Raw genomic sequence first — 15,741 nt, forward strand, 5'->3', positions numbered from 1 at the left:
GTGCGGATCCAGTCGGATACTTCACGACCGGTCCGAGGGTGCCTGGCGGCCCGCGCCCGCGTGATGAGCGGCGAGCCGGCCGGGACACAAAGGGCCGGCACCCAATCCGTCCACGGGGGTGAGACGGGTGGCAAGGGTGCCGGCCAACGCAACCCCCAATAGGGGGCCCAGCCGCAGCGTACCGCCCAACGGCCCTGACCTCGGGCCGATACCGTCGTTCGACACCGTGAGTTCTGGAGGAATAACCCCGTGATCAGAGCAGGCCGACAGCACCTCGTGCGCACCCTGGCGGACCTCGCCGCGCAGCACGGGGTCGGCATCGACCACTACACCCGGATCAAGCCCTACGCGGCCGAAGGGTTCCCGGTCCCGGTCAGTTCGAAGGGGTCACGGACGCGGCTGTACGACTGGGAGCAGGTCGACGCCTACCTCCTGGGCAAACCTGTGCCCCGCTCCCGGAGCCGGAGGTCGAGGACGACGGGGACCTCCTGGACCGCCGCGAGTGCGCGGTGCTCCTCGGGGTGGCCCCGAACTCCTGGGACGTCTATAAGAACGACCCCGTCCTCATCGCGGCCCGCATCGAGGCGGGCGGGGTCGCGCACTGGCCCCGCCGCGCGGTGAAGGCGTTCCAGGCGGGACGCCCCGGCAACGACGCGCAGCGGACCGGCCGGCCCAAGAGCACGGGGGACCAGGTCCCGCGCGACCAGGTCGCCGCGCGCGTCGCCGAGCTGCTGGACGCCGACCCCACGATCAGCGCGGCCACCGTCACCGACCGGCTCGGTGTCCACCGCAACACCGGGCAGGACGCCCTGACCCGGCTGCGCGCCAACCGCATCGCCGACCACATCTAGGCGCACCCGACCCTCACCCCCGCCAAGGCCGCCGCCCAGCTTGGCTACCCGGCCGGACAGGTCTGCCGCGCCACCGCACGCGCCGAAACCGTCCTGCGCGCCCGCCACGTCGCCCCGTACCTGACCGACGTCGCCGCCGCCCTGCACCGGGCCGGCTGGACCACGGAGCAGGCCGCGCCCGAGGTCCAGTTCCCCGGAGACGACCGTGTCGTTGCCGCGCTCGTCCTGGACGCCGGTCCCCGCTCTCGTGTGGGATGAGCGGTACGGGTGGCGCACCGCGGCCTCGCGCCGCCACCCCATCACCAAAGGCGCGGTTCCCCCCTCCGAGGGCGGAGGAGTGCGCTACCTGACCGGGGGCATCACCCCGCCGCCCGGCGACCTCGTCACCGCCCTGACCACCTGAACCCCGTAGCCCGGACTGGAACAGAGCACTCTGCACCGCCGCATCCCGCCACCAGGGCGCCCAGGGCGAGGCCCCGCGGCCCATATTTCGATGATCCTGCGGCGGACCGAGGACGGGGTGGTCTGCTACGCCCGTACGGGCCGGACCGTCACCTCCCACTGGATGGATCTTGCCGTTCCCGCCAGGGTGTTGCCGCCGGGGACCGTGCTGGACGGGGATGCGGTCATCTGGCACGACAGACGGATGGATTTCGGGGCGGTCCAGGCCCGCGCCTCCTCCTCGCTGGACCGCGCCCGCGCCTTGGCCGACCGGCTCCCCGCCTCCTACATGGCGTTCGACGTCCTGGCCCACCCCGACCACGGCGGCGACGCCCTCGCCGCCCGCCCGTACACCGAGCGCCGCACGGTCCTGGTCGTCGTCCTGGCCGACGTCGACCCCCCGCTCCAGTCGGTCCTGGCCACTGTGGACCAGGACACGACCCTTCAGTGGTACGAGACGCTCCAGCCCCAGGGAGTCGAGGACATCGTGGCCAAGCCGTCTGGCAGCGCCTACCCGTTCGGCGGGCGGACCGTGTGGTGTGTTGACTGCACCATCTGGTGGACCGTGTTGAAGCGCTCCACTTGGGGCGACCGACACTTCACCGCGCGGGTGGCCCTGGCAGAATCTCCGCGTGATCCAGAAGAAGCTCGACGTGCTCGCGCAGATGAATGACGCGTACTGGGCCATGCCGTTTCCGAAAGGGTTCCGTGGCCTGGACGTTGAAGACCAAGACATGGTCATGCTCGACGCGGACACTGCTGGCTATGTGTCCCGTGTCCTCAAGGGCCCTCTCCCCGAACCGCTCCGAGAGGGTTTGATCGGGCTGGTGGGGGTGTTTGAGAAGGTCCTTCCGGCGATCAGCGATGAGTACGCGATCAAGTACTACACGCAGGCACGCGACGTGGCCGTGCTCGCTGCCGAGATCGACGCCATGTGCGACGCGCAGGGGCGTTCGCCGGACTGGCGGTTGTGGCGGGTGGATGTTCGGTGATGTCCGATAACGACCGCTGGAGGTGCGGTGTCCGGATCCGTCTGAGCACGAAGCGGCTGCGGGCCTGAGGCGGTCAGAGCACTGGTGGGTCTTCTCCGGATGGTGCACTTAAGGCGCAAGGTCCGGCACGCGGACACCAAGGACATGCGGGTGGTCGGCTCCGTCGTGCCCCGCCGCCGCCCGCGCCGCCTCGCCCTCATCCCGGAGGAGAAAGCCGGCCGCGCCTGTCCGCATCACTCGACGCGGCTCTGGCCGCCCGGCTCGGTGTCCTCCTGACCGACGCCCCCGCCACGGGCGAGCACCGCGCCACGTCCGGCGAGACCTACACCGGACTCGTCACCGACCTGGTGACCCCAACGGCGCGATTCCACGACCGTTGACAGGAGGACAGCATGTTCCTTCCCCATCCAGTGATCGAACAGCTCGACGACGCCTAGGTGGCTACCTGGGAGAAGCACTTCGCCGGCGCCGGACATGAAAAGCCCCGCGAGATCGAGGAGGGCATCTGGCGCCGGACGCAGGATCCGGCGAACGCCCGTGTCGCGTCGTCGGTCAGATGGCGTAGGCCCCGGTCGCGGGGCGGCCGTGCTTACGGGCGTACGGGGTCAGGGCCGTGAAGCCGGCGCCCCGCACCGGCGTTCCGAGCTCCAGGTCGAACGGACTCACCCCCAGCCGGCCGGCTAGGACCGGGGCCAAGTACGTGGCGAAGCTCTCCCAGTCATCCTCGGAGTCCTTGGGCGTGAGGCCTTCCTCCAGGCCCGCGGTCAGTTCCTCGGGCAAGGGGGAGCCCATCGCGAGGTCCGCGTCGCATGTCCGCTCGGTCGCGGAGCGGCGGCGCAGCACGGCGCCTCCCTCGGCGACCAGCCAGCCGGAGCCGCCGCCCTGTTCGCCGAAGAAGTAGGCCTGTGCTCTGCCGTACCGGCGGCTCAGGCTCGTGACGACGGCGAGCACGTCCGCCGCGCGCTCGGGGTCCACGGGTGAGCACCACGGACCGAGCACGAGGGTCCAGCCGTCCACCGCCGGGGTCACGTACACCCGGCCGTACTCCGCGCCGTCCATGGTGTCGTGCGCCACGATGTCGTACCCCAGGGCGAAGGTCGCCGGCCGGATCTCGTGCAAGCCGAGTGCCTGCACGATGCTCTGATGGTCCTCGGTGGGCACGGCGAGCCAGGAGGCGGAGCACAGGTCGAGCGGACGGGCCCGGTCGCGCGGCAGTTTGACGCGGATCAGGCGCTCCACGGCCGCGCGATCGGCCGCCGAGAGTACCTCCTCGCCGCCGGACGCGGCCAGGGTGGTCAGGGCCCGGGCCCGCAGTCGCCCCGGCCCGTGCGCGCGCACCCGGCGGAGCGGTTCGTGGGTGGCGGGCCCGAGCAGGCCAAGGGCCCACTCCGCGCGCTGAGCCACGTCCGGGTCCGGATCGCCGAGCAGCGGAATCAGCGCCTCGGTCACCCGGACATAGTCGACGCCGGACCGCGGCGAGCGCCCGAAGGCCACCATGCAGACCGACTGGATCCCGAAGGCGGCCGAGCTGCGGACGGCCGGGGACGGATGCCGCAGCGCGTCCACGAACCGGTCCACCGAGTGGAAGGCGGTGAACGTGGAGCCGAGGCGTCGCCGTGAGGTCTCGTCGGGGGCGGCGGCCAGCGCTTCGAGCACGTCGTCGAAGGCCAGATCCGGCCCGATGTCCCGGTTCAGGAGTCCGCCGATCCGGGCGCGGACCTGGAGAGAGTCCGTGGTCAGCAGCGCGCGGATCAACGGCCCCACGGCGGCCCGCCCCTGCGCGGCCAGCCTTGCGCGCGCCACCTCGCACAGCTCTGGATCGCCCAGGGCCCCGATCGCGTCCTGCGTGTCCACCCTTTGTCCTCCTCGTGCCGTGCGACCGCTGCTCCGCAGGCCATGGTGCCCTGTGGTCGGGTAGCCGGAGACCATTGCTGATCCCCGGCCCTCTCAGTGAGTGTTTGAGATCTCTGGCCGGGTTGGCCGGTGATCTGGATGCTGAGTCCTATGGCATCGGGTGGCGTGCTTCGTAGGTACTGCCGGGAGTGCGGGGTATTACTGACGCCGGCAAGGTCGCCAGCTGCGGTGTTCTGCTCGAGTAGGTTCAGGTCACGGCACTGGCGGACGTTGGAGCGGGCTCGTCGACGGGTGAAGGCGATGCAGCGTGGAGACCAGGTGCTGTGTCCGGTCTGCGGCCGTGGATGGACGGTGGGGGTGGAGCGTCGTCGTTCGGCGACGTTCTGTTCACCGCGATGCCGGACACGGGCCTGGCGGCAGAAGGCGTCGCGGAGTTCCGTCACGGTGACGCCATAGCCGAACGCCGCGCCCGCACCGCGTGAACCAGCAGCTCCGCAGAGGGTCGGACTGCCCTGCGGACACGCCTCGCGCGCCCCCGTTGCACGCCTGCCGATGTTGCATGCCGCCGCCTCAGTCTGGTGGTGACCTGGGCTGATTCGTGTCCGTGCCGTCACTGACCGGTGGTCGGCCCTGCCTGGGACGAGGTGGTGGTGGCAGCATGTTGCAGCGGGTCGGGAACGTCTCACGGTCGCGTTACGAGCAGATCGTCGCCGAGGCGCGCGAGTTGGTCGCGCAGGTTGCGCGGGCCCAGTTCGCGCTGGGTGACAAGGCCCTGGAGATCGAGCCGATCAGGCCGGTGGGCGGGTCGGCGGGCAGGGGCCCGGAGGAGCTGTTCACGGTCGAGGAGTCGTTGAGGCTGTTCGCCGACGACATCGGGGTGGCTCCGGGCACGGTCGAGGACTGGCGGTGGACCGCCTCCCGCTGGCCCGCCGGCAAGCGCAGGGACGGCGTGTCCTTCACCGTCCACAAGATCCTCGCGTCGATCCCGGACGACGCCGAGCGCTGGGTGGCGATCGAGGACGCTCCCTTCAACTCTCGCTCCGGGAAGCGTCAGTGGACGACCGACGGCGCGAAGCGCCTGGTCGGGCAGCAGGTCGACCGACGGCGCGAAGCGCCTGGTCGGGCAGCAGGTCGACCGGCCCGTTTCCGTCGAGGAGAAGGTGCGGGCGGTCCGGGATCTGACCCGGGACGAGGCGGTCGCGGTGAAGGTCACCGCCAGTCTGCTGGCCTGGCCGGAGACCGCGGCCGCGCTGCCGGCCGTCGACCGGGCCCGGGTGGTGACGGAGCTGACCCGCGACGACGAAGTCGCCACCCGCGTCACCTCCGAGCTGCTGCGACGACCCCGAATCGCCCGGCAGGCGATGCGCGACGACGACACCCGCTTCACCGTCAACCGGGCCCAGTTCGACAACTCCGAAGAGGCCCGGGAGCAGATCCGCGACCGCGTCCCGGCGGTCCGCAAGATCGAGCACACGGTCGAGTACCTGGACCTGGTCGGGTCCTGCCACTAGTACGTCGCCTCGCTGGGACGGCTGGTCCCCCGCATGCGGGACCAGGAGCTCACCGACGACGAACAGGAGACGATCCGGCGCGGGATCGCCAAGGTCCGCGGCGCCGCCGACTGGCTGGAAGCGGCCATCGACACAGGCCAGTTCACCCTGGACGAGCAGCTCGCCCAGCTCCTGAAGGGCGAGTGAGATGATGCCGGCCCGCCGCCGGACCCGCGGCGAGGTGCGTCCACTCAGCCAGCACTACGGCGACCAGGTCCGCGTCGCCCTGATGGAGGCCCGACCGGCCGGCCTGCAGGCCAAGCAGCTGGTCGCAGCGAACCGGCTGTCCCCGTCCCAGGTCGCCCGCGGGGTCCGCCACCTGCGGGACGTCGGGGCGGCCGAGCACCTGACCCCGATCATCTGGCGCCGCCGGGACGGCTACCTCTTCTCCGACGAGCCCGACGACTGGATCGAGTACGAGAAGAAGCAGTTCCGCCTCGTGCTGGGACGGCTGACCCGGTTGATCACCGGCACGCTCGACCCGCACCTCGCTCGTCAAGCCGAGGACGAATGGGCCCAGCTCGCCGCCGCCCAGCTCACCGGGGTCCGCGCGACCCTCGCCCAGCTCGTCAAATAGCGATCTGCGACGGACCGCGTCAATGGCTCTGACCGCCCGCCGGCGCCGCTACCCCTCCGACACCACGACCGCGGAGTGGGCGCTGATCGAACCTCTGCTTCCCCTGCCCGCCTGCGAGACGAAAGCGGGTGGCCGGCCGGAGAAGTGGCACCGCCGCGAGATCGTGGACGCTATCCGCTACCTCGTGGACAACGGGATCAAGTGGCGGGCACTCCCGGCGGACTACCCGCCCTGGCAGACGGTCTACTACCACTTCGCTCGCTGGCACCGCCACGGTGTCGTGGCCTTCCTGCGGGACCAGCTGCGCCGGCAGATCCGTATCGGCCAGGGGCGATGCCCCTGGCAGGTGACACTGATCGTCGATTCGCAGTCCGTCAAGGGAGCCGAGACCGTCTCCAAGGCCACCCGCGGGTTCGACGCGGCCAAGAGAATCAACGGCCGCAAGAGACACATCGCCGTCGACACCCTCGGTCTGCCTGTGATGATCACGGTGACGCCCGCCGACACCACCGACCGCGACGCCGCCCGCGAACTACTCTGGCGCCTGCGTGTCATGCAACCCCAGACCACGCAGATCTGGGCCGACTCCGCCTATGCCGGCCAGCTCGTCAACTGGTCCGCGGACTTCCTTGACATGACCCTCAAAACCGTCTCCCGCCCCCGCGGAGCGAAGGGCTTCGTCGTTCTGCCACGGCGCTGGAAGGTCGAACGAACCCTAGGCTGGATCATGAAGTCGCGGCGCAACGTCCGCGACTACGAGCGGCTCCCGCAGCATTCAGAAGCGCACCTGACCTGGGCACTCATCACATTGATGACCCGCAGGATCACGCGGCGAGGCCCTCGTGCCGACTGGTCGAAGAAGCACTGACCGCCTCTCGGCCCTGCACGCTGTCGACAGCGGCTACTGGTACTACAGCTATGAATCACGACCGTGACCTGCGGTGATACGTTGATGGCGGTGAGCCTTGCGGGCTCGGGCCTGCTGTCGTCGTTGCCAGAGTGACTAGCCGAGGGCAGCCGTCGACTTTGGTTGCATGCGGGCGAAAGTGTTGAGCAGGAGGAGGGGGCCACGTCACCCGGCATGGTGGTAGACGATCTGCCAGTTGCCGGCGATGACCTTGAGGAGCATGGTCTGGTGCCGTCGGCCTCGCGCTGTCTCGGCCTCGGCGGAGCACAGTGCCTCCCAGCGCCCGGTACCGACGAGCCAGTCGACCTCCGATAGTGACACCAATTCGGCCTCGGACACCGTCGCGGCATAGGCTTCCCTGCCACGGGTCGCGCGCCCCGCCATCCAGAGCCTGACATCACGGTCGACCAACCCAGTGAGGAGCGCACCCGTTCCTTCACGGAGTGCATGCCGGTAGGCGTGGAGGAAGGTGACGAGCTCACGAGAGGTCTCCTCGTTCGCGTCAATGGTGATTCGGTCGCCCCGCGCGATGGACCGTAGTGCGATGTCGCACCCGCTCTCAAAGTCCTGGTAGCAGGACGGATCGTCAGAGTGGTTCACAAAGCGTGCCGGCGCAGGGTAGAGGTAGCGGCGCCCCCCGTAGCTGTGTACAAAAAGGTCCATGCCAGCAGGCAGGGCCAGGTAGGCAGCCTCATCGAGTGGCTCGAGCAGGTAGGACAGGACGACCTCGCCAACTGCGAAGTCGCGCGCGGCGTAAACGCCGGTGCCAGCAAGGTCACCGGGTCCAAGAGTTACGTCGTCCACAGCGCCATACCCTAGCTAGAAAGCCTTGTAATAGCGGACCAGGGGCAACGCTGTGTACCCCGCCGGCGCGCATGCCCCATGATCCCGTCTCAGCGTGATCGTAAGACGATCCCATCCGCGCTGGAATTTCAGACCGGCACCAGCCGGATCTCAAACACTCACTGAACCTCTATCGATCGAGCGCATGAGCCAAACGGTGGGCCTGGGCCTGTCAGAGGCCGCTGCGCCAGTCGACACAGAGCGCGCCGGACGGGTGCTGGAAGGTGCTCGGGCGGAAGTGTCTGAAGGCACTGCCGGCCGTAAGGCTGTCGGTGACGGTAGCGATGAAGTGGGTGAGGCTGTCCGCCCACTTGCTGGCCTCCACAGCACCCGAGCCCAGGCCGAATTCGTAGACGTGGCCGTATGTCGCTCCTGGGTGGTGATCGATGAAGGCGAGGCCCCCGTCGTTGGGGTAGGCGAAGGGCACCCAGTGCCGACGGTGGCCTTCAACGTCGTCCTCGTGCCAGAAGCCGGTGCTCGGGTACTGCTCGTCGAGTTCCACCAGCTCGCGGTGTCCGGTGGCGATGCCCGCGGTGCCAGCTAGTCGATGGCCCATGGGCAGGAAGGCTCCGGCCGGGAACGGCGGGGAGTACCTGCCGAGGTGGTGTTCGCAGGAACCGTTGTGCCGTTGGAGGAGTGTGGTGAGTTCGGGGTGGAGCGCGAAGCCGAGCGCGTCTTCGAGGGTGCGGAGGTCTGAGGGAGTGGCGGGCTGTAGCAAAGTAGCGTGATCGTCCGGCGAGTGGCCGGCCAGCCAGGCTTCGAGTCGATCCCATGCCTGGTGGAAGGGCGTGTCGTCTATGTCGGCCATGCAGGGACGATATCCCTGGCTGGATGACAGTGGGGGTCGAAGGCCACATGGGTGCCTCTACGGCAGCTAGGTCGGCGCAGGCACCCTGCTGAGGTTCAAAGACGGGTTTCAAGCAACACTGCACACCAACCGCGCCTCCCAGTTGTCGGCGTACACGTGAACGTGCCCAGTCACGTACGGATGAACGTGCCCACTTCCTGACGTACCGCCGAGTGATCGTGGGCAGGCTGCTGCCAGCCTATGAAGGGTGGCGGAGGGCGGCTGACCGTGGTCTTGGACCCGCAACGATGGATGGAGCTTCGACGCTTCCGCGGGCTGTTCGAGTCCGGGGCGATGAGTCTGTCGGAAATCGCGAAGGAGACCGGACTCAACCGCCGCACGGTCCGCAAGTACCTGTCCTCTGAAGGCCCGGTTGCCCCGCCGCGCCGGGCTGCGCCGGGACATGGTCGTCGACGGATGGTGGATGACGTCGCGCCCCTGATCGACGCGATGCTGCGGTCCGAGATTCTGATCAAAGGTGCCGTGGTTCACGAGAGGCTGGTGGCCGAGTACGGCTTCACCGGCACTTACCAGCGGGTCAAGCTCTACATGCAGGAGGCCCGGCCGCGGATCGCGGAGGAACTGGGCATCAGCCCGGGCGAGCTGGCCGGCCTGCACCGCAGGTTCGAGGTCGTGCCTGGAGCGCAGGCCCAAGTCGATTGGGGAGACGAAGGGCAGATCCTCGCCCACGTCGGCATCCCGAAGGTCTACTCGTTCCACATGACCTTGTCCTACTCGCGAGATCCGTTCTGCTGCTTCACCACCAGCCAGGACCTGGCCACCTTCTTCGACTGCCACCGGCAGGCGTTCGCCCACTTCGGCGGGGTGCCGATGTCGATCGTCTACGACCGCACCAAGACCGTCGTCCGACGCCACGTCGCGCCGGGCGAGGCCGTTCCGCTACACCCGGAGGCGGTCGGGTTCGCCGGGCACTACGACTTCGACATCGATGTGCTGGCCGCCTACCGGCCCACCGGGAAATGGCGTGTCGAGCGGCAAGTCCTGATCGTCCGCGACCACGTCCTGGCCGGACGGTCCTTCTCCTCCATCGAGGAGCTGGACTCCGCTTTCAACGCCTGGGTGCCGTTGCGCCGGGCGAAATCCCACGGCACCCACGGCGAGGTGATCGGGCACCGCGCGATCCGCGACCACATGGCCCTGCGACCCCTTCCGGGGGCACCCTATGTGGTCACCCAGCGGCACCTGCGCTACGTCGGCAAAGACTGTCTGGTGCCTTTGACGCGAACCTCTACTCAGTGCCAGCCCGCAGAGTCCGCCCGCGCCAGCTGGTGGAAGTCAGGGCCACGAAGTCCCAGATCAGCCTGCACTCCACCGTCCCCGGCGCCAACAGCGACACCCTGCTGGCTATCCACTCAAGGGCGGTCGGCCGCGGAGCCTTCGTCGTCGACGAGAAGCACTGGGACGGTCTTCCAGACGGCCGGAACCGACGGACCACCACTGGTGACATCCCTCCGCAGCCCCGCCATCAGGACGCGCTGGGCGAGGAGACAGCCGGCTCGCTGATGGCTCTCCTGAACCGGGCCTCGGCCGTCCGCGTCGAGGTCGGCCGCAGACCCCTGTCGGTCTATGACGAACTGACCGGAACTCGTCCCTTCACGACCCACCCCACGCAGGAGGAGCCCAGTTGAGCGAGCTGGTCAGCACCCGAATCCGCACCACGGCCGCCAAGCTCGGCCTGCCCCACCTGGCCGAGAGCCTGAACCAGTACGCCGGCCGGGCAGACGAGGCCAAAATGGGCTACCTCGACTTCCTCGACCTGGTCTTGGCCGAGGAACTCGCCATTCGTGACGACCGGCGCTTCCGACAGGGCCTGCGGCTGTCCAAGCTGCCGCACCACAAAACGCTCGACGAGTACGACTTCGCCTTCCAGCCCGAACTCGACCCCCGCAAGATCAAAGACCTCGCCACCCTCGCCTTCGTCGAGGCCAAGGCCAACGCGGCCCTGCTGGGGCCGCCCGGGGTCGGCAAGACCCACATCGCCGTCGCGCTCTCGGTCGCCGCCTGCCGGGCTGGATTCTCCGTCTACTTCACGACCCTCGACGACATGGTCCGCCAGCTCAAGGTCGCCGAGGCAGCAGGCCGACTCAACAGCAAACTCCGCACCTACCTTCGCCCCGGCGTCCTCGTCGTCGATGAAGTCGGCTACCAGCCTCTCGAACGCGCTGAGGCGAACCTGGTGTTCCAGGTGATCTCCAAGCGCTACGAGAAGGGCTCAATCATCCTGACCTCCAACAAGACCTTCAGCGAATGGGGGCAGGTGTTCGGTGACGAAGTCCTCGCCACAGCCATCCTCGACCGGCTCCTGCACCACTGCGACGTCGTCTCCATCAACGGCCCGAGCTACCGGCTGAAGAACCGGCTCGCCGCCATCGAACGCGACACCAACGTGGCCTGACCTCCAGCGGCCGCCATCTCGTACGGCATCCTGGAGCGGTGAGCACAACTACAACGCCTTCACTCAGTTTCGTTCCCGACCCCAGGGACGAGTCATGGGGCCCTGAGTGGGTGCCACTCGACGCCTTGCGCGAGCCCACGGTGGTTGAGAAGCTCACCCAGGCCGCCTTCATCTGGGACAACTTCAAGGTCGACGTGAGCCTATGGATCGGCAGTGGCGACTTCTCCGACGCCGCGACCTCCTTCTGCGTTCTGGACTTTGTCCTGATGCTTCAAGCCGCAAGGGTCATGCTCCGTGAAGACAGCCTCGCAGTGTTCGAACTGTCCGACCGACAAGACGAATGGCACTTCACGAGAGACAAAGACCTGATCGGATTGCGCACTCGATACGCCACCCGGGAGGGCTGGAACTTCCGCCCCGCAGAAGGGCACTGCCTGGCACGTGAGTTCGACAGCCTGGTGGAGCAGTCCCTGAGGGACGCCCTCGCTCTGATCTTCTCAAGGCAACCTGTGACACAGCAGAACCCCTACCTACAGGCCCTCGCGAGCAACGGCTTCGATGCTGCCTGAGCAACCCTGATTCGTGCTGTTGACTGGGCACGTTCCTCCGTACCTGCCTGAGCACTTTCTGGAGTACACCGACACCCTACCTCGAGCCAACCCTGGTGCGCACGCACCTCGAAGCCGAAGAAGCCTCCCACCAAGCCGTCCTCAGCTCAGCTCTGGACCGCATCCGCGCCGACCTCGCCGCCCGCCCCGCCGGCACCCGCTCCATCGTCCTGGCCCACGCCTTCGTCACCGGCGCGACCGGCTGCAGAAGCGAACGTGACATCAGCGTCGGCGGCGTCGACCACGCGCCCGCGTCCGTCTTCGACGGCATCGACTACGTCGCACTGGGCCACCTCCACGGCGCCCAGCAGGTCAACGACCACATCCACTACAGCGGCTCCCCGCTGGCCTACTCCTTCTCCGAAACCGGACACACCAAGTCCCTCACCCTGATCGACCTGCCACCCCAAGCAGCCGCCCCCACCGTCACCCGCCACCCCCTCCCACCAGACCTCCAACTGCCCCTGGCCCGCCTGACCGGCCGCCTGGAAGACCTGCTGACCGACCCGGCCCACGAACCCCTCACCAAAGCCTGGCTGCACGTCACCCTCACCGACACCGCCCGCCCCTACGAACCCATGGCACGCCTCAAACAGTGCTTCCCCCACACCCTCGACCTGCAACACCTCCCCACCACCATCCCCGCCCAGGCCACCACCACCCCCACCTACAGCGAACGGCTCCGCGGACGAGGCGACCTCGACATCACCCACGACTTCATCACCACCGTGCGCGGCACCCCGCCCAACAACGAAGAGCACAGCCTCCTCCAGGAAGCGATCGACACCTCCCGCGTAAACGCCCAGGAGAAGGAAACCGTCTAAATGCGCCTGCACACCCTGAGCCTGCAGGCCTTCGGCCCCTTCGCCGGCACCCACACCGTCGACTTCGACGCCCTGTCCGCAGACGGTCTCTTCCTTCTCCACGGCGACACCGGCGCCGGCAAGAGCACCCTGTTCGCCGCGATCTGCGTCGCTCTCTACGGTGAGCCGCCCGTCGACCGCAACCTCAAGCTCCGCAGCGACCACGCGGCCCCCGGTCTCCTGACCGAGGTGACACTCGAGGTCACCCTCGCGGGAAAGCGCCTGAAAATCAGGCGGATCCCCGCCCAGACCAAGCGGAAAGTCCGCGGCGACGGCGAGACCGCACAGAAAGCCGAGACCTACCTCAGCGAATGGTCCCTGGACCCCGCCGGGCAGGGCCGCTGGGAAGCGCTCAGCAGGTCCCACAGAGAAGCCGCGGACGAGATCAAAGCCCTGCTCGGCATGAGCCGCCAGCAGTTCTGCCAGGTCGTCCTCCTGCCACAGAACGAGTTCACCAAATTCCTGCGCGCCAGCGCCTCCGACCGCAAGGACCTGCTCGGCAAGCTCTTCCACACCCACCGCTTCGGGTCCGTCGAGAACTGGCTGGCAGCACGCAAAACCACCATCGCCGCACAGCGCGACGAGGCACGCACCGACGTCCTGCGCCTGGCCGAACGCACCCAACAGCAAGCCGGACCAGCACTCGAACCCGAACACGGAGCACCCCAGCCGTCCGTCCCCGCCACCCTCACCGCCCCCGCCCTCGCCTGGGCCACCGCCCTGCACACCAAAGCCACCACCCTCGAGAATGAAGCAGCCACCGTCGCCACCCACGCGGAACAGGAACTGGCCGCCTTCCGTGACCGAGAAAGCGCCGTACGCGACCTCGCCGCCCACCAGGAAGCCCACCGCACCACACGCAAACAGCTCGACACCCTCGAAGAACAAGCAGAGCACCACGCCGACCTCGACCGACAACGCCAACGCGCCCTGCAAGCCCACAAAGTGGCCCCGCTCCTGGCCGCATCGACCGCCACCGCAGCCCAGCACACCCGCGCCCAAGCCGACGAACACGACGCCCGTACCCTCCTGGAGCCCGAGAACACCACCCTCGACTCCACCGAGCTCACCACTGCCGCACAGCACCTGCGCGCCACCATCGGCGCACTGAACGCCCTGCTCCCCGACGAAGCCTCCCTCCAGCGGCACGAAACAGACCTGCAGAAACTCGACAGCGAGCGCCAGCAACTCGCCCAAGACCTCACCGACGCCGACGCCTGGCTCAACGACGCACCGCAACGCCGCAAAGCCCTGCAGACGCGCCTGGAAACCGCCCGCACCGCCGAGGAAACCAGCCACCGGCACACCACAGCCCTGGCACTGCTCACCGACCGCATCGGCGCCGCGAAACGCCGCGACTCCTACACAAGCAAGATCGCCAAGGTCCAGCAGGACCTCCTCACGGCCCAGACCGCGACGAAGACCGCAGCCCAGGAACACATCAGCATCCGCCGCCGGCGCACCGACGGCATGGCCGCCGAACTGGCCCTCCAGCTCACCGACGGCGAACCCTGCGCCGTCTGCGGCTCACCTACACACCCCGACCCCGCAGCCCCCCACCCCGACCAGCCCACCGCCGCAGACGAACAGGCCGCCGAAACCCGCCACACCACAGCCCAAGAGACTCAGCAAGCCCTCCAGGACAAGCTGCGAGAACTCACCGAACAGGCCGCCACCGCACGAGGCGAAGCAGGAGGAGACATCCCCCTGGCCGACCTCACCGCGGAGCACACCACACTCCAGCAACACCTCACCCAGACTCTCGAAGCCGCCGCCGACACCGGCTCCGCAACCGAAGAACTCCACAGCCTGGACCAGCAGCAAACCCGCACCCAAAGCGACCGCACCGACACCGCGACCCGGCTCGCCGCCGTCGACACCAGCTACGACCAGCTTGCAGCCCAAGCCCAGGACCTCGACCACAAGCTCACCACCGCCCGCGGCGGCGCCCCCACCCTCACCCAGCGCATCACCGAGCTCACCCAGACAGCCGACCGCCTCACCACCGCAGCCGACCGCGCCGCCATCACCGCCCGCACCGCGACAGACCACCAACTCGCCACCGAACGAGCAGAACAAGCCGCCCGCACCACAGGATTCGACTCCCTGAACGACGCAGCACAGGCACTGCTGAGCGACGACGACCTCCGCGCCCCGGAAGAAGAGATCAACCAGTGGCGCGAACAGCGCGCAGCCACCACCTCCCGCCTCCAGGACCCCGACCTCACCTCAGCCGCGGCCCAGCCGCCCGCCGACCACGAAGAAGCCGCAGCGCAACTCGCAGCCGCCACCGCCCACCACACACACGCCGCCACCGCAGCCGCACACGCCACCGAACGCACCCGCGCCCTCGACGCGCTGCGCACCCAGCTCACCACCCACATCCAGCGCCTCGAACCCCTCGAACACGCCTACCGCACTGTCGACCACCTCCACGCCCTGATCAACGGCACCTCACCCAGCAACCGGCTCCGCATGCAACTCGAGGCCTACGTCCTGGCCGCCCGCCTCGAAGAAGTCGTCGCCGCCGCCAACACCCGACTCGCCCCCATGTCAGAAAACCGCTACACCCTCATCCACTCCGACGACCGCGCCTCCCACGGCGCCCGTTCCGGCCTCGGCCTCAAAATCACCGACGCCTGGAGCGGAAAAGACCGCGACACCGACACCCTCTCCGGAGGCGAATCCTTCTTCGCCTCCCTCGCTCTCGCTCTCGGCCTCGCCGACGTCGTCACCGCCGAATCAGGCGGACAAGCCCTCGACACCCTCTTCATCGACGAAGGCTTCGGCACCCTCGACGAAGACACCCTCCACAACGTCCTCGACACCCTGGACTCCCTCCGCGCCCACGACCGCACCGTCGGAGTCATCAGCCACGTCCCCGAACTACGCCGCCGCATCACCCACCGCCTCCACGTACTCAAAGCCACCACCGGCTCCACCCTCGCCGTCATCACCGACGCAGCCGAATGACCCCCGGGGTGCGGTGCAA

15 protein-coding genes and 3 pseudogenes are annotated in these 15,741 nt (G+C 68.5%); 15 read left to right on the forward strand and 3 right to left on the reverse strand.

Annotated elements, in window-relative coordinates:
* Positions 1–521: 521 nt before the first annotated feature.
* From ACFWRV_RS20245 to ACFWRV_RS20265, 5 genes are all read left to right on the forward strand, one after another.
* Positions 522–851: a hypothetical protein gene (locus ACFWRV_RS20245; protein WP_384336391.1), complete on the forward strand. Its 330-nt coding sequence runs from the start codon at positions 522–524 to the stop codon at positions 849–851.
* Positions 852–1,056: 205 nt separating this feature from the next.
* Positions 1,057–1,254 (forward strand): hypothetical protein, encoded by a 198-nt coding sequence (locus ACFWRV_RS20250; RefSeq protein WP_384336392.1) that lies wholly within the window; start codon positions 1,057–1,059, stop codon positions 1,252–1,254.
* 90 nt (positions 1,255–1,344) lie between these two features.
* Entirely contained in the window at positions 1,345–1,965 is a 621-nt protein-coding gene (locus ACFWRV_RS20255; protein WP_384336395.1) for a hypothetical protein, read from the forward strand.
* Entirely contained in the window at positions 1,925–2,284 is a 360-nt protein-coding gene (locus ACFWRV_RS20260; protein ID WP_384336397.1) for a hypothetical protein, read from the forward strand. The genes ACFWRV_RS20255 and ACFWRV_RS20260 overlap by 41 nt, the downstream gene beginning before the upstream one ends.
* A 99-nt stretch (positions 2,285–2,383) precedes the next feature.
* The gene (locus tag ACFWRV_RS20265; protein WP_384336399.1) at positions 2,384–2,560 is read left to right on the forward strand and encodes a hypothetical protein; all 177 of its coding nucleotides are present in this window, start codon (positions 2,384–2,386) and stop codon (positions 2,558–2,560) included.
* Between the two features lie 276 nt (positions 2,561–2,836).
* Here the strand turns inward: ACFWRV_RS20265 and ACFWRV_RS20270 are convergent, their stop codons facing one another.
* Complete coding sequence (locus ACFWRV_RS20270; RefSeq protein WP_384336401.1) at positions 2,837–4,138, reverse strand: HEAT repeat domain-containing protein; 1,302 nt, start codon at positions 4,136–4,138, stop codon at positions 2,837–2,839.
* 323 nt (positions 4,139–4,461) lie between these two features.
* On the opposite strand from ACFWRV_RS20270, the gene ACFWRV_RS20275 reads away from it, so the two are divergent.
* From ACFWRV_RS20275 to ACFWRV_RS20295, 5 genes and pseudogenes are all read left to right on the forward strand, one after another.
* A complete protein-coding gene (locus ACFWRV_RS20275) occupies positions 4,462–4,620 on the forward strand; it encodes a hypothetical protein (RefSeq protein ID WP_384336403.1) in 159 nt (52 codons plus the stop codon).
* Between the two features lie 176 nt (positions 4,621–4,796).
* A pseudogene (locus ACFWRV_RS20280) lies at positions 4,797–5,129 on the forward strand (hypothetical protein); the annotation flags it as partial.
* Between the two features lie 124 nt (positions 5,130–5,253).
* A pseudogene (locus tag ACFWRV_RS20285) lies at positions 5,254–5,835 on the forward strand (DUF6192 family protein).
* A 34-nt stretch (positions 5,836–5,869) separates the two neighbouring features.
* A complete protein-coding gene (locus ACFWRV_RS20290; protein ID WP_384336405.1) occupies positions 5,870–6,265 on the forward strand; it encodes a hypothetical protein in 396 nt (131 codons plus the stop codon).
* A 22-nt stretch (positions 6,266–6,287) separates the two neighbouring features.
* Positions 6,288–7,133: an IS5 family transposase gene (locus tag ACFWRV_RS20295; RefSeq protein WP_384336407.1), complete on the forward strand. Its 846-nt coding sequence runs from the start codon at positions 6,288–6,290 to the stop codon at positions 7,131–7,133.
* 204 nt (positions 7,134–7,337) lie between these two features.
* On the opposite strand, the gene ACFWRV_RS20300 is transcribed toward ACFWRV_RS20295, so the two are convergent.
* Both ACFWRV_RS20300 and ACFWRV_RS20305 read right to left on the reverse strand, forming a co-directional pair.
* Complete coding sequence (locus tag ACFWRV_RS20300; RefSeq protein WP_384336409.1) at positions 7,338–7,976, reverse strand: SET domain-containing protein-lysine N-methyltransferase; 639 nt, start codon at positions 7,974–7,976, stop codon at positions 7,338–7,340.
* 211 nt (positions 7,977–8,187) lie between these two features.
* The gene (locus ACFWRV_RS20305; protein WP_384336411.1) at positions 8,188–8,823 is read right to left on the reverse strand and encodes an SMI1/KNR4 family protein; all 636 of its coding nucleotides are present in this window, start codon (positions 8,821–8,823) and stop codon (positions 8,188–8,190) included.
* A 240-nt stretch (positions 8,824–9,063) separates the two neighbouring features.
* On the opposite strand from ACFWRV_RS20305, the pseudogene istA reads away from it, so the two are divergent.
* The 5 genes and pseudogenes from istA (at position 9,064) to ACFWRV_RS20330 (ending at position 15,722) form a co-directional block, all read left to right on the forward strand.
* A pseudogene (gene istA / locus ACFWRV_RS20310) lies at positions 9,064–10,511 on the forward strand (IS21 family transposase).
* The gene (istB, locus tag ACFWRV_RS20315; protein ID WP_384336413.1) at positions 10,508–11,278 is read left to right on the forward strand and encodes an IS21-like element helper ATPase IstB; all 771 of its coding nucleotides are present in this window, start codon (positions 10,508–10,510) and stop codon (positions 11,276–11,278) included. The pseudogene istA and the gene istB overlap by 4 nt, the downstream one beginning before the upstream one ends.
* 110 nt (positions 11,279–11,388) lie before the next feature.
* Positions 11,389–11,847: a hypothetical protein gene (locus ACFWRV_RS20320; RefSeq protein ID WP_384336415.1), complete on the forward strand. Its 459-nt coding sequence runs from the start codon at positions 11,389–11,391 to the stop codon at positions 11,845–11,847.
* 95 nt (positions 11,848–11,942) lie between these two features.
* Positions 11,943–12,710, forward strand: coding sequence for an exonuclease SbcCD subunit D (locus ACFWRV_RS20325; RefSeq protein ID WP_384336417.1), 768 nt, complete (start codon positions 11,943–11,945; stop codon positions 12,708–12,710).
* The gene (locus ACFWRV_RS20330) at positions 12,711–15,722 is read left to right on the forward strand and encodes an AAA family ATPase (protein WP_384336419.1); all 3,012 of its coding nucleotides are present in this window, start codon (positions 12,711–12,713) and stop codon (positions 15,720–15,722) included.
* The last annotated feature ends 19 nt before the right edge of the window (positions 15,723–15,741 follow it).

This window comes from Streptomyces sp. NPDC058576, assembly GCF_042718715.1.
Lineage (GTDB): Bacteria > Actinomycetota > Actinomycetes > Streptomycetales > Streptomycetaceae > Streptomyces.